At 69.7% G+C, this 18,638-nt stretch carries 12 protein-coding genes; 4 read left to right on the top strand and 8 right to left on the bottom strand.

What is annotated here, in order from left to right:
- Window positions 1–122 precede the first annotated feature (122 nt).
- The 8 genes from F0L46_RS18790 to F0L46_RS26260 form a co-directional block, all read right to left on the bottom strand.
- Complete coding sequence (locus F0L46_RS18790; protein ID WP_149820397.1) at window positions 123–2,732, bottom strand: DUF3987 domain-containing protein; 2,610 nt, start codon at window positions 2,730–2,732, stop codon at window positions 123–125.
- Between the two features lie 82 nt (window positions 2,733–2,814).
- A complete protein-coding gene (locus tag F0L46_RS18785; protein WP_149820395.1) occupies window positions 2,815–3,198 on the bottom strand; it encodes a hypothetical protein in 384 nt (127 codons plus the stop codon).
- A gap of 527 nt (window positions 3,199–3,725) precedes the next feature.
- A complete protein-coding gene (locus F0L46_RS18780; protein WP_149820393.1) occupies window positions 3,726–4,943 on the bottom strand; it encodes a tyrosine-type recombinase/integrase in 1,218 nt (405 codons plus the stop codon).
- A 461-nt stretch (window positions 4,944–5,404) separates the two neighbouring features.
- Window positions 5,405–6,445 carry a DUF1176 domain-containing protein gene (locus tag F0L46_RS18775; RefSeq protein WP_188312041.1) on the bottom strand — a complete coding sequence of 347 codons (1,041 nt, stop codon included), beginning with the start codon at window positions 6,443–6,445 and terminating at the stop codon, window positions 5,405–5,407.
- A gap of 283 nt (window positions 6,446–6,728) precedes the next feature.
- Window positions 6,729–7,310 (bottom strand): hypothetical protein, encoded by a 582-nt coding sequence (locus F0L46_RS18770; protein ID WP_149820389.1) that lies wholly within the window; start codon window positions 7,308–7,310, stop codon window positions 6,729–6,731.
- Window positions 7,311–7,448: 138 nt separating this feature from the next.
- Entirely contained in the window at window positions 7,449–10,148 is a 2,700-nt protein-coding gene (locus tag F0L46_RS18765; protein ID WP_149820387.1) for a tetratricopeptide repeat protein, read from the bottom strand.
- 325 nt (window positions 10,149–10,473) lie between these two features.
- On the bottom strand, window positions 10,474–11,016 hold the full coding sequence (locus F0L46_RS18760; protein WP_149820385.1) for a hypothetical protein: 543 nt from the start codon (window positions 11,014–11,016) through the stop codon (window positions 10,474–10,476).
- 248 nt (window positions 11,017–11,264) lie between these two features.
- A complete protein-coding gene (locus F0L46_RS26260; RefSeq protein WP_188312040.1) occupies window positions 11,265–11,441 on the bottom strand; it encodes a hypothetical protein in 177 nt (58 codons plus the stop codon).
- Window positions 11,442–11,710: 269 nt separating this feature from the next.
- Here F0L46_RS26260 and F0L46_RS18755 point away from each other — a divergent pair, with 269 nt between their 5' ends.
- The 4 genes from F0L46_RS18755 (at window position 11,711) to F0L46_RS18740 (ending at window position 18,638) form a co-directional block, all read left to right on the top strand.
- Window positions 11,711–14,401, top strand: a complete 2,691-nt coding sequence (locus tag F0L46_RS18755; protein ID WP_149820383.1) for an ABC transporter transmembrane domain-containing protein — start codon at window positions 11,711–11,713, stop codon at window positions 14,399–14,401.
- Window positions 14,394–14,846: a Crp/Fnr family transcriptional regulator gene (locus F0L46_RS18750; protein ID WP_149820381.1), complete on the top strand. Its 453-nt coding sequence runs from the start codon at window positions 14,394–14,396 to the stop codon at window positions 14,844–14,846. The genes F0L46_RS18755 and F0L46_RS18750 overlap by 8 nt, the downstream gene beginning before the upstream one ends.
- Window positions 14,843–16,630: an adenylate/guanylate cyclase domain-containing protein gene (locus tag F0L46_RS18745; RefSeq protein WP_149820379.1), complete on the top strand. Its 1,788-nt coding sequence runs from the start codon at window positions 14,843–14,845 to the stop codon at window positions 16,628–16,630. Before F0L46_RS18750 ends, F0L46_RS18745 begins: the two co-directional genes overlap by 4 nt.
- Window positions 16,631–16,766: 136 nt before the next feature.
- Window positions 16,767–18,638, top strand: coding sequence for an adenine deaminase (locus F0L46_RS18740; RefSeq protein WP_149820377.1), 1,872 nt, complete (start codon window positions 16,767–16,769; stop codon window positions 18,636–18,638).

Here is an 18,638-nt window from a genome sequence, read left to right as displayed (position 1 = left end):
GCTACAACCGCCGTACAGCACAGTCAGGCAACTACGAGGTCAATCGAGTATTAGGCCGAGCCGTCCTAGATGCGTCACGGCCGCAGCTCTCGACGTAGCTTTCGTCGTGCACAGCGGACCGATTACCGAATGTCCCGAGGCAGGCTCACGTTCTCGCATGACGCCACGAGCGCGCGGCGAGCGGCTCCAGCTTCAATGATGAGCTCTCGCCTGCGACCACGCTCCCGGCGCTCGCGCTCGCCCCGGGCCGCAAAACGGACATGGATCAGCGGGTTGACGCGCCAAAATTTCGGCCCTTGCACGTCGCGCTGGTCGCTCGCGGCGCACCAATCCGCCTGTTCGAGTTCCGCCATGGCTGCGAGCAGAGCTCTCCGGTTCGCTTCGCCCTTCAGGTTGGGACGGGCATGGTAGATGTCCCGTCGCTTCACCTCGGTAAGGCCCGGGCGCGTGAGCAGATAGCCGGCAATCGCCACGGCCTCTGAGGCCGCTTGGCTCCCTCCGAAATACTCTTCGTAGAAAAACAGGCTGTGCTTGAGGAGGAAGCGCGCGAACGCTGCGGCTCGGTTTGCTGTATCCCTGTCGACCTCCGTGTCAGGCAGCACTCCTCCGAAGACGCTCCATTGCTCCAGAGCATGGAAGGTCAGCACAATCCGTGGGAGCAGCTTGCCCCACTTGGACAAGTGTCCCTTCCAGGCGCCCGATGCACCTGGAAGATGCTGGAGGCGACGTACGTCATGCCAGAACGCGGCCAGTTCTTCGTGCGCACCTGAGGAGATCCGAACGGGTCCGGTGGATCTTACTCCGGCAATGGCGAGCCCCCGCAGCGCTGCCCGATATTCCCCGAGCGCGTCGTGGTCCTCCTCCTCGTCGACACCCTCACGGTCGCAACCGTCGTCGAGGATGAAGACGAAGCGTTGAAGCATGCCGTCCGCCTCAAGATCCCGTACCAACTGCCGGAGCTTCTCGGGCTGCGTGCCCGCCAGGACGCCCATAAGAGCCGACGAGGCGAAGGCGGCGCCGGCGCCCACGCGGTCGGTCCCGATCTCGTCGCCGTCGAAGAGACGAAGCATGTGGCTCCGGTCGCCACCGCCATTCCTCTTGTAGGCACCGAGAGTGTCGAGCATCCCGGAGAGCTCATCCGTCGAGCGCATCAGCCCGCGCGGATTGTCACGATGGAGCCGGATCTGGGCCTCCATGGTGGTGTCGTCTACGAAGATGCGCCGGGGCTTCGGCTCAGGGCCGGCCTCAGTCACCGCCTCCTTGCTCCGCTTCACTTTAGCTCGAAGCGTCCAAGCGGCGTGCGCGGCCTGGTAGACGCGCCGCCACTCCGCATCGAGTTCACGCAGAGGTGCAAGGGCGGCCCTTACGATCGCCGATTTAGCGCTGCCGGGATCGGCCACGAGAACGGTCCAGAAGGAGGCTGGTTCCATCCAACCTCCGTCGCGAGCCCTAACCTGGATACGCAGGGACGCGCCGATCGCACCAGCCGCAGCCGCAACCCCGGCCGCCGCGGCAAAGGCCATCGAAGTTCCCTTCCGGCGGGCCTCGCTGCGCGCCCACCGCTCGATGATTGTAGGTAGCGAGCCGGAAGGCGGGTTGGTGAGCTCTGCCGGGTCAGCGTCACCGAAGATGTCGAGCGGCTCGGGCCATGTCCCCATGCCGTTCGATCCGCCTGATCGTGCAGCTTCGTCGCCGATCTCGTCGTCAACTTCGTCGAACCACACCTTCGCGCGATCGAATCTGCCGCCAGTCACACGCTCCGTGAGTTCGAATAACCAGGGCGCGCCGATCTTGTATGGCGGTTTGAAGCGGCGCCACTCGGCCTCGACGTATGCGGGGTCGTTCGCCTCACCCTTCGGTCCGACCCATCCGGCGGCCCAGCGTTGATACAACTCGAGTGCCTCCTCCTGGTCGTCTGGAAGGGCTGCCTTGATCGAGTAGCCAACGTCACGAAAGGCATCACGTGTCGGGAACAGCTCGTCCGTATTGGGGAGGGCTTCGACGGCCGCGCGGACATCCCCTAAGCGGCCGCGCAACGCAGCCTGGTTCACCGTTGCGCCGGCCCCCTCTCGTATGACAGGGGACGCAGCCGGCAAGATGGTCCGCAGTTCGGCGAAGAACGCTTCGATGACTGCCGGGCCGGCGTACGGTACCGTATCGAGGCTCGGGATGCCCTCTGGCCAGGTGTAGGGCAGGCGTGTGTTCGGATGAACCCCGTGCGCCACGAACTGGCGACCCTCGGCCAGCAGCTCGACCCGCTCGTTCTTTCCGTCGCTGCCCTCGAACTCGACACGCATGTAGGAGACGCTCGGCTCCGTGCGTACGAGATAGAGGCACTTCGGTTGCCGACCGATGCGCGAGTGTAGGGTCCCGAAATGCTTTTCGGCGCATGCGCGGACCTGCTCGGCAACAGCGGCGTCGTAAGTGTCGGCGTCGACGCCCACGAATCCGTCACCCGTTCTTATCCCGACGCCCGCGCCCATCTCGAACCACAGGTCGAGATCTTCTTCAGCCGTTTCGTGCTTCAGCCAATCGAAGCCGCGCCAAAGCCCATCACGGCCCCGGATGCCTACCGCCTTGCCACGCGAGTCGAGCCGTTTGAACAACGTGCTTTTGGGGCTGACGTCGGCATCGGGCGGCACGATGGGCACGAGTCGTCTGTAGCCGAGGTCCCAAAGGCGCCTGAACGGGTTGATCGTTGCGCCAGGCGGCGGAGGTGTTATCTTGTTCATATCCCATGCGCTTTCCCAATCGACGAGCCGTCCGTTCCAGCGGGCGGTTCGTCATTGCGCCTATGCGGGTGTGTCGGGGGGCCTACCGTGCGATCGATGCGCAGGGCCGATGTAGGATCGGCCGCAGCTCGTCGATGAGAGCTTGCAGGAGCGGCTCATTCCGTCGTGCCTGGCGCAGGGCGTACCGGGCATTCGCCCGGGTGTTCGACCGGCGGCTCTCCGGGAGAACTAGATTGAAGCGGAGCTTCAAACCCGAGCCGAGCTCGATGACGAGCATCCATAGGCCCGGCGGGTAGTTGATGCCGGCTACCATGTCGCTCAGCAGCAGAGGCCTGATCTGGACCCGGCGATCAGTGTCCAGAAATCGAGCGTCGCCGCGCTTATGGTCGGGCCGCGGCACTTGCAGAGCGCCCGGTATGTCACCGCCAGCGATCATGTAGAAGGGTGCAGACCTGTCGACGCTCATGGCAAGCCCATCCACTCACGAACATGACCGGCGAGGTAGCGTGGACGCCCTTCGACACGGGTTATCTGAGGCCCCTTCCCTGTTCGCGCCCACGCTTTGACCGTGTCGATCGCGAACCCGCTCATTGCGGATAGCTGCTGGGGGGTGATCAGAGCGGTTGGGGGTAGCTCGTCGAGGTTCGGAATCGGCTTGGGGCGGAACGTTCGACGCCGGACCGTTCGCTGGACGACAGGCAGGCTTGTCTCTGGCATGGGACCCTCCACAAGCGAGGGTCGGACGGTGTCCTGACCCTCGCCGCAGTCGATGCGGTTGGAATCGAGGTGCCGTCAGGACAGCTGGGAAGACAGGAACAACAGGAAAGGAGCAGCCTCATGTTGATGTTGGCGCGCGTAGTAGGCGGTTGTCAAGGGTATTTACGCGATCTTTTCGAAATCAAGCGACACCTGAAGGCTCGCCCGATTGTTGATCCGACGCTCGATATCCGATGACATACATCTGATATACGTCTTTTGCACCCGATCAGCCCGCTATACATCTGACATACATTCATTTAGCGCGACAACCCTGCTGACGTGCCCGGACCATGCCTGGAATGCTCGACGCAGCTCGGCTATTGCCTCGTCACGATTGTAGATGGCCTCGAGATCGGCCCGCGCATGGCCGAGCGCCAATTCGGCCGTCTCGGTGTCGATCCCCAGCCGCGAAAGGCCGGTTCGGAAAGTGCGGCGCAGGTCGTGGAGCTCGAAGGTGACCCCTGCCCGCTTGTTCAGCCCCGCCACGAGCTTCGACCACCCACCAATCGGCCCTCCTGTCCTAGCCGACGGGAAAGCGAGGTCGGACCGCGCGTCGACGACACAGGCATCCAGAAGGACAGCCAGCTCCTGCGAGATGGGAACGACATGCCCCCTCCCCTGCTTCGTGAAGGTGGGCGGCAGATCGATAAGACTGCGCTCGCGATCGATCATGCCCCGCGTGAGGCCGGCGCCCTCGCCGCGGCGGCACCCGGTGAGGATGTAGAACCGGACGAGGCGCCCGAACGCCGTCGCAGGATCGGCTGCGGCCCACACCTTCCGCAGCTCGTCGTCGCCCAGCGCCCGCCCGTGCTGCGACTTGGCTATCCGATCGGCCCGTGTGGCGCGCTCCTTCCGATGGCCGGCAAGCGGGTTAACGGGAAGCACCTTCGCCTTGATTACGCACCAGGTGAGAAACGCCCGGCATCGGGAGCGAAAATCCTCGGCCGCTCCCTGGCTGCCGCCCCTTTCGAGCCCCTCAATGATGGCTGCGAGTTCAGCCCCGGTGACTTCGTTGACGTCCCGCGTGAGGTGCGGTCTGAGCCTTGCCCGCAAGCCGGCGATGACGACCTTGCGGTTCACGTAACCGCGCCGCGTTAGATCCTCGTCGTAGCGGGTGAGAAGATCGTCGACCCGCGACCGCTCACGCCTTTTCTGCGCTGCTCGGTCTTGCAGCGGATCACCGCCGCTAGCGATCCGGCCCAAGGCTGCGCGCGCGAGATTGCGCGCTTCGGCGGTCGACCTCACGGTCTCCGGCGAGCCGAGCTTCAGGCGCTTCATGGACGCCGACCGCCCGGCCCCAAGCGGCCTGTAGGCGAGGATCCAGGTACGCCCACCAGGACGGATGCGCAGACCGAAGCCCGTGACCTCGGTGTCCCAGTAGACGGTCTCCTTGCTGCTCTCTGGAAGGCGAGCGCGCGCCACGGAGGCGTCGGTCAGCTTGATCTTCGGCACGGCTTAGACACCATAGGGGAGCACCGGGGCAGCACGCGAAGGATCGCCGTGCTACACCAGCCTAACTGCTCTAACGCTAGAAGCAAAGCGGCAGCAGTGGGTTACGCTGACGACGCAACCCCCACACACCCCGAGCAACACTCCTGAAAACTCCCTTGGTAAGGGAGAGGTCGAGAGTTCAATCCTCTCCGGCAGCACCATCCAAAGCCGTCGACCGGGCCCTTCCCAAGCCTCGTTCCAGCCTCCTGGCCCGTCGGTGGTAAACGTGCCGCTCGCTGGGTCCTCGCGATGGCGCGTCCGGTCAGGCACCCGAAGGCGGGGGTCTCCCACTTCAGGCGAAGGCGCCGGGTTGCCCTCGTCGGCCATCTCGGCCGCCCTTTGGAGGGGCGGTCGCTCGGCACCAAGGATCCGTCCGAGGGCGGTCCCCGACGACGTGCAGCGATACGGCCTTCCGGACGGCGTCAGCGGGTGTCCGCGCGCCACGTGACGAGCCAGCCCTCATGCGGCACGCCGCGGCAATCGGGCATCGCCGCCATCCCGAGAACCTGGAAGCTTTGTCCATCCCAGGCAAACCGCCCGGACGTTCCGCAATCCCCGAGGCTGCGGCCGAGATCGTCGAGGGACAGGATCCCGGTCCGGCGATCGAAGGCTGCGCCGGTGAGCAGGTTGGGCCTCTCCGTGACGAGGCCGAGGCTCGGCCGGGCAAGATCCGCCGCGCGGGCGACCCGCTCGCCCGTGCGATGGGTGAACAGCGCGTAGGTCTCGCGATAGGCGCCACGGGTGCACAACACGCCCCAGAGGAGGGTCCGCTCGTCGAGCCAAGCCCGGATCGGGCGGGTTTCGGGCGGCTCGTCGCAATCCGCGTCCGCGACGGCTCGCGCGATGGCAGCCGGCATGGTTGTCGGAACGCGGGCGGGCGGAGCCTTCACGGTGCGAACCCGGGGAGGCGCCGGCACCGGCGGCACCTCCGTGGCAGGTCGCGTCCCCGGCACGGCCAGAGCCGTCACCGTCCCTGTTCGCTTCTGCAGGGCATCCATGGCGGCGAGAGCCGCCGCCAAACCCTCTCCGCCGATCGTCACCGCCGGTCCAGCCTCCTCACCCTGCACCACCGTGATCGTGACGGCGCGCGCCCCGCGCAGGGCCGGCAGCACCGAGGCGCCGGGCAAAGCCGTCTCAACGTGTCCGAGAGGATCGCGGCTCGTCGCATCGAGATCCAGCAGCCGGGCCCCGTCGACATCAATGCGGATACGCCGTGCCCCGCGCCGCTCGTCATAGGCGTGAAGCGTCAACACGGGTGCAGCGTCGGCCAGCCCGCTGCGCGCGATCCGCAGGTGGGTGCCCGTGACCTCGTGGGCCGGCTCGAGGCTGACGACGGCGCAGGATCGCAGGTTGTCGCAGCCGAGCATCCAGGCGCCGTGGGTTTCGAGGGTTTGCGCGTGGACCGGCCCGGCAGGCGATCCGAGAAGACAGAGCGACAGGAGGGCGCAACGCGCAGGGACCATCGCACGCTCCCCACGGCCGACGAGACGTGCGAGACGGACGATCGCCCGCGCGGCGGCTCCTCGTCGCGAGAACGCCATGGGTGACGCTGACGGTTCGGCGAGGGAAGGTGCTGGGGACATCGTGGCAGCCTTTCGGAGTGGATCGCGAGAGAGTGCGCTCCGATTGTTGCGGCTCAGTCCCGGCGGCGACTGCCGTTCATGTCGTCGCCGCGATCCCCAGCCGCCGGCCACACCATCGACGCTTCACTGGGTCGATGCCCGGCCCCGGGCCCACCGGAGCCGATCAGACGGGCTCGAAGCCGAACCGAAACCGCACGAGCCGCCCGGCCTTGAACGCATAACGGGCAAAGTAGCTCGGCGAACCCGATCGCTTGAGCAACGGGTGCCCCGGATCGGTGATCGCGTAGGCGATCACCGCCTCGCCGTGGCTGCCTTGCTCGCGCCGGAAGCAAGGGCCGAGCAGGCGCACGACATCCGCCCGCCGCATCCCGAGCCTCACGCCCCTCTCGGTCGCGAGCGCGACGCCCGGCATCGTCGGCACCGCGGTCGCATCGGGGTCGGCCGGCCCCACCTCGATCTCGCTATAGGCGCCGAGGGTGCCGCCGTGATGGGTGAACAGCTTGGCTTCGTGCGTTCCATCGCGGCTCCGGATCCGCACGAAGGGGAAGCCTGAATCCCTCCCATCGCCGTCCACGGGCTGCTCGGAGCGCAGCTCCGAGGGCGGCCCGAGCACGCGAGCGGTGCTCTCCTCGTCGGCGAGCCGAATACCGGTGACATCGCTCTCGGCTCTGAGCGCGCGGCATGCGGCGTCCGTCGGTTGGGGAACGGCAAGCAGGATCAGGAGGGCGAGCGTCCGGTGCGGCATCGAGATCTTTCCTTTGCGGATGGACAGTGCGCCTCGTGGGAGGACGCCTTGGGCGGGGACCCGGCCAACGTGGGGGCGCTCCGTTGCCGATGGGTGCCGGGCGGACGAGCGGATCGTTTCGCGACGTCGCAGCGCCCCTCAGCGGCTGGCCGGCCGACCCCTCGTGTCGAGCTCGCGCGCGAGGCGGAGGATGTCCTCTCGCGCCTCGCGCCGCAGGCGAAGCTCGGCCCCCGACGGACCTGCCGCACGGGCCCAAGCGACCAGGGCCGTGCGAGCCACGTCGTCGCAAAAGTTGCGCTCGCCGATTTCGGGCACGCCGCGGCGCACCGCTTCCCTGGTCAGGACGAGGCAGGCCCGGGGAGCGACATCGATCTGGCCGAAGATGCGGCCCAGATTCGCTTGGAGGCGCAGGTCGTCGCGCAGCCAGTCGAGAAACGCCGACGCGAACGCGTCGTGGTCGCGCCGCTTGGTCATCACGCCGATGATGTTGAACAGGAACTTGAACTCGACCTTCTTCGCGTAATCCGGCCGGGTGAGCATCATGTCGAGGCTGTAGCGGGTGATCTCGGCGGTCGAGACCGCGTCGCGGATGTGAGGATCGTCGTCGAAGCGGTCGACCAGGAACCAGCGGGCGGTGGGATCGCCGATCCGCGCCATGAGGTTCACGAGCCCGATCGCTCGGCGCCAGTCCGCCACCGTCCCGGCACCCTGGATCAGGCCTGCCACGTGGCGCGCGACCCGCTCCCCGTCCTCGAAAGAAACGGTGACCTTGTTGGGGTCGCCCCCGTCGTCACCCGGCGCGAGCGGAGCGGGCGGCGCATCCACCGGCGCAGGCGCCAGCATGGGTTCGGGCCCAAGCGGGCCTTCGGCGTCGGCCCACGCCTTCAAGGCCGCGCGCGCTTGCGGACCGAGATGGCCCTCGGCCTTGCCGGTCAGGTGCCCCCGGGCGATCAGCTCGCGCTCGATCGCGATGCGCAGCCGCAGGGGCATGTCCCGCACGAGGGGCCGGAACCGCTCGTCCTCGAGGCCGGCGGGCACGAGACGCAGCGCGTCCATGACGGCCCGCGCGACGGTGTCGAGGCCGTGCCGGTCGATGAGCGGACCGTTGAAGTTCGGCAGCGCCTGAATGTTGATGCGCTCGAGATGGAGCGCGACGACGTCCGTGATGCCCTCGCGCAGGGTCATGTCGCCCCGGGTGAACGCGAACAGGAAGCCGAGCCGGTCGACGCCGCGCAGCCAGCCGGCCGTCACGGCGGCCCGCGTCCAGCGGAGCTCCCCGGCGCGGTCCTTCGGGACCCCGAGCCCGTCGCGGTAGGCGTCGGCGAGGAGCGTCATGGCTTCCATGTCGCCGCTCTCCGCGCCGCGCCGGATGGCCTGCGTCGCGGCGACGTCGTCCTGCGGATAGAGCCAGCCCAGGCGCAGAAGCTTGCCGTGCACCGTATGGGCGATCGGCAGGTTTGCGGGAAGCAGGCGCTCCAGGGCGGCACGTGCGTGCTCCGCCATGACGGGCGTGCCGTCGGCGGCCCAGCGGCCGTAGCGGAAAGCGAGCAGGGCCGCCGCCTCGTCGCTGCCTGCCGCCTCCGCCGCTTCCAGGAGCTTGTAGCCGCCGGCCTCGTCGCGCAGCCCGGGGTGGGGCCCGAGCTTGAGGCGGGCGAGGGCCAGCATGGCGCGAAGATCGCCGGTATCGGCCCTCTCCTCGAGCCGGAAGCGGACGGCGTCGGCCTGCCCCCGATCCAGCGTCGTCGACACCTGGGCCAGCATCTCGGCCAGCGGCCAGATCGCGTCATTGGGCAGGTAGAGCACACGAGACAAGGCGCACACCGCCGCTGCTCGGTCGCGTCCCAGCACGCCACCCTCGCGCAGGAGGCGGGCGCGCAGCATCTGCATCTCGGGCGAGAGGACGGTCGGCAGCGATGTCTTGCTCATGAGCGTCACGGCCCGCCTCGCGTCCTGCGGTCCGCCTTCTCCCGCGAGCAGCATCTCCGCAAGCTCGGCGCCCGCCTCCCCTTCCAGGTGCTCGTGACGGAGGAGCTCCTCGAAGATCGCGCGCGCCCGTGCCGGGTCGGCCTGCGTGCCGATTCCCCGGCGCAGGTAGCGGCCGAGGAGGATCCGGGCGGACGGACGCGAGGAGCCGCCATCCTCCGCGACGATATCGAATGCCCGCTCCCGCTCGGCTTGCGTTGCGAGCGGGTCGACGGCGACGAGGCGCGCATAGTAGATCCGCGCATCCCCGCGCCTGGAGGACCGAGCGGTGGGCGCCATGGCCCTCTCGAGCCAGATCCGAGCCTCGACCGGGTCGCGACGCATGGCGCCGCCGACGGCGAGCGCGCGGCCCAGATCCGCGATCGCCTCCGGGTGCCCGCCCACGGCGGCGCGGCGCAGGCCCGCTTCGGCCTCGGCCCGGGTGACGAGCCTACCGCCGACCGTCGGACCCGCCCCGTCGCGATCGATCGCGTCGTAGGCACGGTGCAGAAGATAGTTCGCTTCGAGGTCGCCTTCCGCCGCGATGTCGCGCAGGAGTGGAACCGCCTCGGGCTCCCGGCTGGCGCGCAGCACGCGGGCATATTGCAATGTCAGGCCCGTCGGGCGGAAGCTCGCCCGGTGGGCCGCGCGGCAGGCCTCGACCGCCGCCGAGAGCTCCTTCGAGACGGTGAGGTCGACGACGGTGACGGGGATCTCCCGCGGGTCGAGGGAGGGCAGCGGCGCGATGCGGTTGCAGGTGGCGGCAGCGCCAAGAGCGAGGCTGCCGGCGGCCGCGGCGCCCTGAAGGGCGGCGAGGATCATGCCGGCAAGAAGCGCGACGACGTGGAGGCGGATCAGACGGATGCGGGGTGTCATGGGGCGGGCCGAGCGCTGGATCGGAGCCCACACGATGCGGGCGCCTTGTTTCGCGCGTATCCCGCCGACATTCTTTCCCGTTTCGTCGCCCCTGCCCCGGCGATCGCAAGCGAGGGCACGGCCACCGGCCCTGGCCCGGTGCCGGAGGTCGTGCCTGGCTGCCCGCTCCGACCGGACGGCTGCCCTCACGTGCTCGCCTCGTCAGGGCAGGCGATGGTGTCGTGGGCGAGGTTGATGCGCCTCGCGCCCTCCGCCGGCGCCGACGTCCGGCACCTCATGCGCGCCGCCGGAGGGACGCACGCCCTGCAGCCGGGGCGAACCCCTCTCAGCGTGACGCGTCCGCGGGGTCAATCCCGTCCGTGGCGCAGGCCGCGCCTGACGTCAGGGGCACGAAGCCGCGGGCGTGGTCGATGCGCCAGGCGGCCCGGACCGGGGACATGGGCGCGTCGCCGCCGGGCGCGGACGCGAACACACCGAGGAAGACGCCCTCGAGCTTTCGGCCAGCCACCTCGCAGACCGTCGTCGAGAAGGCCGGAGCCGCCCGCGAATGGGGCGGCAGCTCGATCGCGTCCCGCGCGACGTCGCGGACGTGGAGCACGACGAAGTCGCGCCCGCAGATCCGCCAATAGATCGTGTCGACGCCGTCGGCGACGATCTCGGCCCCCTTGTGCTCCAGGCCGATCGCCTTGCGCCTCGCCTCGATGGCTGCAACGGGCCCGGAGTTGCTCACCCTCGCCCCCACGAGGGCCGGCACGACCGCACGATCGCAGCGCACCTTCTCGAAGCCGTCGGCCGCCCGAGATGACGACGCGGCGAACAGGATCGCGCCCAACGCGGCAAAGCCGGCGCATCGAACGGGATTGGACATGGGCTGGCTCCGTAGGGTCTTGCTCATCTAACATGAGGGACCGGCTTGTAGCGCCGCCCGACGGCTAGCTCGGTGCGGGCGTGCACGGGGCGACGCCCCCGACCATGTCGCGGCCGGCCGCAGGGCTCCGCACCTCCCTGTTCAGCCGATGGATGCTGCCGGTCGCGACGGCGACGCCGCAACGATGGCGATCCCACCGACCTAGATCATCGTTGTGCCGCGCGGACGGGCGATCTCGCCGCTCCGGCTCAGCCGGTCGCGCGGAACCTGTCGCGCGGCTCGAAGCTGCCCGACCGCCCGGCATCCATCGATCCCATCCTGCTGGCAAAGAACGCTTCCTCCTCGGGCGTCGCATCGAGCGGCGTCCAGCTGAGGTCGACGCGGGTTCCCGCGCCCTGGTCGGTGAGCAGAACAGCCGTCGACAACGCCAGAGGGAAGCGCTCGGCGAACGGGGGACGATGCGGTTTCTACCTGACCACAAGCATCGCATCGGGCGGCGAGGGAGGGAGTACGATGAGGACAGCCCCCGCATGGCCCTCGACGGCTTGACCCCGGGGGCCTACGCACCCCAAGCTGAACAGAGCGAAAGCCTGCATCAACCCCGGAGCGCGGACGGGGTCAGGGCAGCCCTGCCGCAGCGTCGATCAGAAGGGCTCGGATCAGCCGAGGTCTGGTCGGGAGAGAAGGTGCCGGGTTGGATCAGAACCTCTTTCGCTATGTCTGGAGGCACACTCGCCGCAGTCAGATCCTGATCCTCGGCCTCATCCTGCTGTCCTTGCCGACCTACTTCCTGTCGTTCGAGATCCCTAAGCGCATCATCAACGAGGCCATCCAGGGCCGGCCCTTCGTCAATCCCGGGGACACCGTCTTGTTCGGGCGGTGGGTGGTCGGACTCCCGGAGCTCCTCGGTGGCGCGTCCCTCGTGGTCAGCCCCGGATTCCCCCTCGACCAGACCAGCCTGCTCTTCGCCCTCAGCGGCCTCTTCCTCGGCCTCGTCATCGTCAACGGCGCCTTCAAGTACGTCATCAACGTCCAGAAGGGCATCCTGGGCGAGCGCATGCTACGGCGCATGCGCTACGAGCTTTTCGCGCTCCTGATGCGCTTCGGGCCGGAGGACCTGCGGGCCGTGAAGCCCGCCGAGGCCGCGACGATCATCAAGGACGAGGTGGAGCCGATCGGCGGCTTCACAGGGGACGCGTTCATCCAGCCCGCCTTTCTCGGTACGCAGGCCCTCACCGCGCTGGTCTTCATCATGGTCCAGAACGTCTGGCTCGGTCTCGTGGCTCTCGCCGTGGTGCTCATCCAGGCGTTCGTGATCCCAGGCCTCCGGCGCGAGCAGCTCCGGCTCGGGCGCGAGCGCCAACTGGCCTCGCGGCAGCTCGCCGGGCGCATCGGCGAGATCGTCGACGGGGCGCCCGCCATCCTGGGCCACGGCGCACGACGCTTCGTCGGCGCCGAGATCGGCGACAGGCTCGGCGCGTTGTTCCGCATCCGCGTCGAGCTGTTCCGGCGCAAGTTCGCGGTCAAATACCTGAACAACCTGCTCGCGCAGGTGACCCCGTTCTTCTTCTATGCGATCGGCGGCTACCTCGCCCTGCGCGGATCCCTCGACATCGGTCAGCTCGTGGCGGCGATCGGCGCCTATCGCGACCTGCCGCCGCCGATCAAGGAGCTGATCGACTGGGACCAGCAGCGCGCCGACGTGATCGTGAAGTACGAGCAGATCGTCGCGCAGTTCCCGGCGGGCCGCGCCGAGGCGCAAGGCAGCACGGCCGCCGCACCGCCGTCGGACGCGCCGCTCGCGATCGAGGGCCTGCGGGTGCTGGACGGGCGCGGCATGCCGCTCCTGGAGAGCCTCGACCTCGTCCTCTCCCGCCCCTCCGCGATCGCGCTCGCGGGTCCGGCGGGGAGCGGGCGCGACATCCTGCCGAAGGTGCTCGGCCGCCAGGTCACGGCCGATCGCGGGCGCGTGCGCATCGGCGAGTTCGTCCTCACCCGCGCCACGGCGGAGGACGCCGCCCGCGTGGTCGCCTATGCGGGCTCCGAGCCGCACCTGTTCGGCGGCACTCTTCGCGACAATCTCCTGCTCGCGCTGCGCCGCGCCGAACCGGCCTTGTCCGCCGAGGCGGCCTCGCCCGAGGAGCGCTGGCGGCGTCTCGAGGCCGAGCGCAGCGGCAACCCGCTCGTCTCGGCAGGCGCCGATTGGATCGACGGAACGCTCGCGGACGGGCTCGATGCCCGGATCATGGCCGCGCTCGCCGTGGTGGGGCTGAGGGACGACGTCCGCCGCCTCGGCCTTTCGGGACAGCTCGATCCCCTGCACGACCGCGACGGGATCCAGCGAGTGCTCGCCGCGCGCCGGGACCTGCGCGAGCGGGTCGCCTCAGGGCCGCTCGCGCGCCTCATCGAGCCGTTCGACCCGGAGCGGTTCGCCATCAACGCCACGCTTGGCGAGAACCTGCTCTTCGGCCGCCCCACAGGACAGATCTTCGCCGAGGGACGGGTCGCGGCCGATCCTTTCGTGCGCTCGATCCTCCAGGCGGAGGCGCTGCAAGTGCCGCTCCTGCGCACGGGCCTGCGCATGGCCGAGACGGCCCTCGAGATCTTCGCGGGGCTGCCGCCCGGCAGCCCGCTCACGCAGCGCTTCTCCTTCATCCGCTCGGACGAGCTGCCGGATTACCGGGCGATCCTGGAGCTTGCGCGCCAACGCCGCGCCGTGACGCGCCTTCCGCCCGAGGCGCAGGCGCGCCTGATCGAGCTTGCCCTCTCCTATGTCGAGCCGCGCCACCGCATGGGCCTCGTGGACGCGGCCTTCGCGGCTCGCACCTTGCGCGCCCGCCGCAGCATCAGCGCCTACCTGCCCCAGGCCTATGCGGGCGAGATCGAATTCTACGACCCGCGCCGCTACCTCGCGGCGGCCTCGATCCATGACAACCTCCTCCTGGGCCGCATCGCCTATGGGATCGCCGACGCGGAGGTCAGGGTGCGCGACGCCTTGGCCGAGACCTTGCGCGCCCACGACCTCGAGGGACTCGTCGATCGCGTCGGCCTAGCCACCGACGTCGGGCCGGGCGGCCGCTCGCTCTACCCGCCCCAGCGCGCCGCCGTCGCGATCGCCCGCTGCCTTCTCGGCGAGCCGCAGGTTCTCGTCCTGGACGGGGCGCTCACCTCCTTCGGCCCCGGCGACAGCCGGCGCATGATGGCAAGCCTCCTCGCGGCCATGGCGGGGCGGACGCTGATCGCGACCGTGGTGGGGCGCGAGGACGCCTCCGGTTTCGACCGGGTCGTCACCTTCGAGGGACCACGCCTGTCCGAGGACCGCACCCCGAGCCGCACCGTCGCGGCGGTGCCGGAACCCGAAAGCCTGAGGGACGAGCATGTATGAGGATGAAGTCGGGCGCCTCCAGGCAACGCCGATGCTGCGCGGCCTCGAACCGGCGCATCTCAAGCTTCTCGTGCTCGGCGGCATGAGGACGCGCTACGCGCCCGGGGAGGCCGTGATCCGGGAGGGCGAGCCGGCGGAGGCAGTCCATGTCGTGCTGTCCGGGGAGGCGTCGGCGCGGTCCCGAGGCGGGGTGCCCTTCCCGCCGTTCGGCCCGGGCTCGATCTTCGGCGACGTGTCCGTCTTCCTGGACCGGCCGTACCGCATGAGCGTCGAGGCCGCGACGGTCCTCGTCACGCTCCGCCTCGACAAGGCCACCTTCGTCGAGCTGGTATCTCAGATGCCTGATCTCGCCCTCGCGGTGATCCGGGATCTCGCGGGCCGCCTGCACGACCTGCGCGACCGCGTCGAGGCGGCGCCTCCCGCACAAGACGGAACCGCACGATGACCGCTCCCGCCACGCCCTCCGCCGAAAGGCCGCACCTCCTGTGCCCGCAGTCGATCGAGCGCGCCCTGCGCTTCGGGGCCGGCACCGTCCTGATGGTCTTCGTGGCCATGCACCTCCTCAACCACGCCCTCGGCGTGTTCGGCGTCGCGGCGCTCGATTGGGGCCAGACCCTGCGCTTCGCGATCTGGCGCAACCCGATCGGGACGAGCCTGCTCTACGGCTCCCTCGCGGTCCATGTGGGGCTCACCTTGAAGCGCGTGCTGGCGCGCCGCACCCTGCGCATGCCGCCCGTCGAGGCCCTGCAACTCGTCCTTGGCCTCGCGATCCCCATCTTCCTGGCGCCCCATATCCTCGGCACCCGCTTCATGGCCGAGCGCGGGGTGAGCGACTACTACATCCATGTCCTGCGCAATCTTTGGCCGGGGCTGGCGCTCTGGCAGACGGCGCTCGTCGCCATGGTCTGGGTGCACGGCGTCATCGGCATCCGCGCCGCCTTCCGCGACAAGCCCCGGTTCGCGCGCTGGCGCGGCCCGCTCGTCGTCCTCGCCGCGCTCCTGCCGATGCTGGCGCTCGCGGGCTTCGTCGCCGGCGGGCGGGAGGCGCAGGCCACCCCGACCGAGCGCGTCGCGCCCACGGCGGCCGACGTGGAGGCCTTCAACAGCGCCGCGATGATCGCCAAGACCGGGACCTGGCTCGTCATCGCCGGCGTGCTCGGGGTGTTCGGCTGGCGCGCCGGGCGGCGCTTCCTCAAGCCGCACGTGTCGGTGCGCTACGTGGGACATGGCGCCGTGCGAAGCCCGGTGGGCATGACGCTCCTCGAGATCAGCCGCTCGAACCGGATCCCCCACGCCTCGCTGTGCGGCGGCAAGGGCCGGTGCTCGACCTGCCGCGTGCTCCTGACGAGCGGGCACGAGACGCTGCCGCCGCCGATGGGCATCGAGCTGCGCCTCCTCGATCGGATCCGCGCGCCCCAGCGCGTGCGGCTCGCCTGTCAGGTCCGACCGACACGCCCGCTCGGCGTGCGCATCCTCCTGCCGGGGGACGTCGGGCGCGACGAGGGGGCATCCGACGCGGCCCTCGACTGGGGCCGCGAGCAGGAGGTGGCCATCCTGTTCGCCGACATCCGCGCCTTCTCGGCGCTCGCCCGCCATCAATTGCCCGCCGACGCGGTCTCGCTCCTCAATCGCGTTCTCACCGACATGATCCAGGCCGTGGAGGCGCATGGGGGCGAGGTGGCGCTCGTGCCGACCGACGGCATCATGGCGATCTTCCGTGCCGACCGTACGCTCCGCCGCGCCACGCTGGCGGCCCTGACGAGCGCATCCGACATCCTGCACGCCGTCGACGCGACGAACCGGGAGATGGGCTCGGCCCTGCCGCAGCCGCTGCGGGCCGGCGTCGGGGTTCATGCCGGGCCGGTGATCCTCGCCAGGATCGGCGACGGCGAGCGTGCCCGTCGCCTCACCGCCATCGGGGAGGCCGTGTTCGCCGCCGACGCCCTGGAGGCGGCCTCGAAGGAGCACGCCGTCGACGCGATGATCTCGCAGGACGCGCTCAAGGCGGCCGGCATCGCGCCGCCGTCCGGCCCGGCCCGGTCCATCGCCTACAAGAGCGGCGAGACCGCGCTGATGGCCTACGCGGCCGAGGATGCCCGGGCGCTCGACGATCTGCTCGGCCGGCGCGCCCGCCCGAATCCTGAAGCCGCCCGACCGCCGCGAGGCGGCAAGCCCCACGTCACCCATGCCGACGCCATCGAGGCTTCCCTCGACGGCGGTTCGGGCTGACGCGCGCCGGTCGGCGATGCCGACGGCGCCCACGCAACCCTCGCTTCGCTTTGCCCGACCGTGCTGTCCAGAGACACACGCATCGGACATGTACCGGCCGAGCGCCCACAGGCCGCACGACGGAGCATAAGGATCGATGCCGGCACCGCTTCCCCCAGATGATCTCCTCATCGCTTCCGGCGACGAGGTGCGGATCCGCCAGGATCTCGTCCTGGTCGCCCTCGGGCGACGGCCCGCGGACCGCGTGTTGCGGGTCGGGCGCCTCCTCGACGTGGCAACTCGGACTTGGCTGGAGGATCAGGAGATCGCCGTTCGTGGTCGCCGCATCGCCTGGGTGGGCCCGTCCGGGACCTATGGCGGCACCGCCGCCGAGCGCGTCGACCGGCGGGATCTGACGGCTGTTCCCGGCTTCGGCGAGGTCCACAAGCATATCGAGAGCTCGCATCTCACGCCCGAGCACGAGGCCGCCCTCGTCCTCCCACGCGGCAACACCTGGACCTGCGAGGCGAGCCACGAGTTCTCCAACGTGAACGGCCCGCACAATCTCGAGTTCTGGCTGACCGCTCGCCGGCACGGTTCGCCGATGAAGATCTTTCCCCTCCCCGGCTCCGCGGTGCCGCCCACGGCATACGAATGGGGAGGAGGCCATTACGGCTATTCCGAGCAGGCGGGCTTTCTGGCGAGCAGCCTGATGGTCGCGGGTCTCGACGAGGTGATGGACTGGCCCGCCGTTTGGGATCCGCGCAACCCCTCGCATGATCGCGTCTGGGGCATGATCCGGGCCACCTTCGAGCACCGGGGCGTCGTCGAGGGTCACGGCGCCGGCCTGAGGGACCTCGCCTCCATCAACGCCTTCGCGGCCGCCGGGCTCGCATCGGACCACGAGGGCTGGACGGCCCAGGAGGTGTGGGACAAGCTCAGGCACGGGCTTTTCGTCGAGATCCGCCCGCACTCCATGCCGGAGATCGTCGGCGGCCTCCTGGAGAGGGGACTCGCCGACTGGTCGCAGGTGGCGTTCGCCACCGACGATCGGAGCGCGTCCGACACGCTCCGGATCGGCGCGACGGATCACAACGTGCGCCTTGCCATCCGGAGCGGCCTCGCCCCGGAGATCGCAATCCAGTGCGTCACGCTCAATCCCGCGCGCCACATGCGGCTGACGCCCTGGGTCGGGAGCCTCGCGCCGGGCCGCTACGCCGACGTGGTCCTGCTGGACGACGTGGACACCGTGAGCATCGCGGAGGTCTGGGCCGACGGGCAGCCCGTGTCGGACCGCTCCCGGTATACGGGCCCCCTCCCCTCGATCGCTTGGCCGTCCTGGGCGACCGACACCGTCAACATCAAGCGCCGGCTCGGTCCGGACGACTTCGCGATCCCGGCGCCGTCGGACGCCCCGACGGCGCAGGCCGCCCTCCTTCGCCCGTTCCATTGGGACGACGCGTTCATCACGATGGAGCTGCCGGTCGTCGGCGGCGAGGTGCAGCGGGATGCGGCCCGGAACGTGACGAAGTTCGCGATCGTCGATCGCTTCTCGGGGGAAGCGCTCACCTCGCGCATGTTCTGGCTTGGCTGCGGTCCGCGTACGCCGGACACGGCCGTCGGGTGCACGGTCGCCCACGACAAGCACAATCTCTGGATCGTCGGCTCGTCGGATGCCGCCATGGCGCAGGTGGCCAACCGGATCGCGGAGATCGGCGGCGGCTGGGTTCTGGCAAGCGGCGGAAGGATCCTGGCGGAGGTGCGCTACGAGGTCGGAGGGCTGATGACGCAGAGGCCGGCCGAGGCGCTCGATCGGGACATGCAGGCCCTCTACGCGGCGGCGGAGACGATCGAGTGGCTCTACGAGCCCACCTACTCGCCGCGCTGGTACCCGGGCTTTCCCGAGCGCCTCCAGTTCGCGACGCTCACCTGCGCGCCCTGGCGGTGGGCGCTGGTCGCGCCCTGCGAGGCAGCGCCGCAGGGCTTCGTGAACGTGGCGACGGGGGAAACCCACCCGGTGGTGTGGTAG

This window comes from Salinarimonas soli, from assembly GCF_008386575.1.
GTDB classification, from domain to species: domain Bacteria; phylum Pseudomonadota; class Alphaproteobacteria; order Rhizobiales; family Beijerinckiaceae; genus Salinarimonas_A; species Salinarimonas_A soli.
Note: the sequence above shows the minus strand (reverse complement) of the source record. Positions and strands in the feature narration are given on the sequence as shown.

What these genes read in the sequence shown, in the direction of transcription:
- F0L46_RS18745 (WP_149820379.1), top strand. Translation starts at nt 14,843, where the DNA reads ATGACCGCTCCCGCCACGCCCTCCGCCGAAAGGCCGCACCTCCTGTGC.
- F0L46_RS18790 (WP_149820397.1), bottom strand. Translation starts at nt 2,732, where the DNA reads ATGAACAAGATAACACCTCCGCCGCCTGGCGCAACGATCAACCCGTTC.
- F0L46_RS18760 (WP_149820385.1), bottom strand. Translation starts at nt 11,016, where the DNA reads ATGTCCAATCCCGTTCGATGCGCCGGCTTTGCCGCGTTGGGCGCGATC.
- F0L46_RS18775 (WP_188312041.1), bottom strand. Translation starts at nt 6,445, where the DNA reads ATGGTCCCTGCGCGTTGCGCCCTCCTGTCGCTCTGTCTTCTCGGATCG.
- F0L46_RS18765 (WP_149820387.1), bottom strand. Translation starts at nt 10,148, where the DNA reads ATGACACCCCGCATCCGTCTGATCCGCCTCCACGTCGTCGCGCTTCTT.
- F0L46_RS18785 (WP_149820395.1), bottom strand. Translation starts at nt 3,198, where the DNA reads ATGAGCGTCGACAGGTCTGCACCCTTCTACATGATCGCTGGCGGTGAC.
- F0L46_RS18770 (WP_149820389.1), bottom strand. Translation starts at nt 7,310, where the DNA reads ATGCCGCACCGGACGCTCGCCCTCCTGATCCTGCTTGCCGTTCCCCAA.
- F0L46_RS18740 (WP_149820377.1), top strand. Translation starts at nt 16,767, where the DNA reads ATGCCGGCACCGCTTCCCCCAGATGATCTCCTCATCGCTTCCGGCGAC.
- F0L46_RS18750 (WP_149820381.1), top strand. Translation starts at nt 14,394, where the DNA reads ATGTATGAGGATGAAGTCGGGCGCCTCCAGGCAACGCCGATGCTGCGC.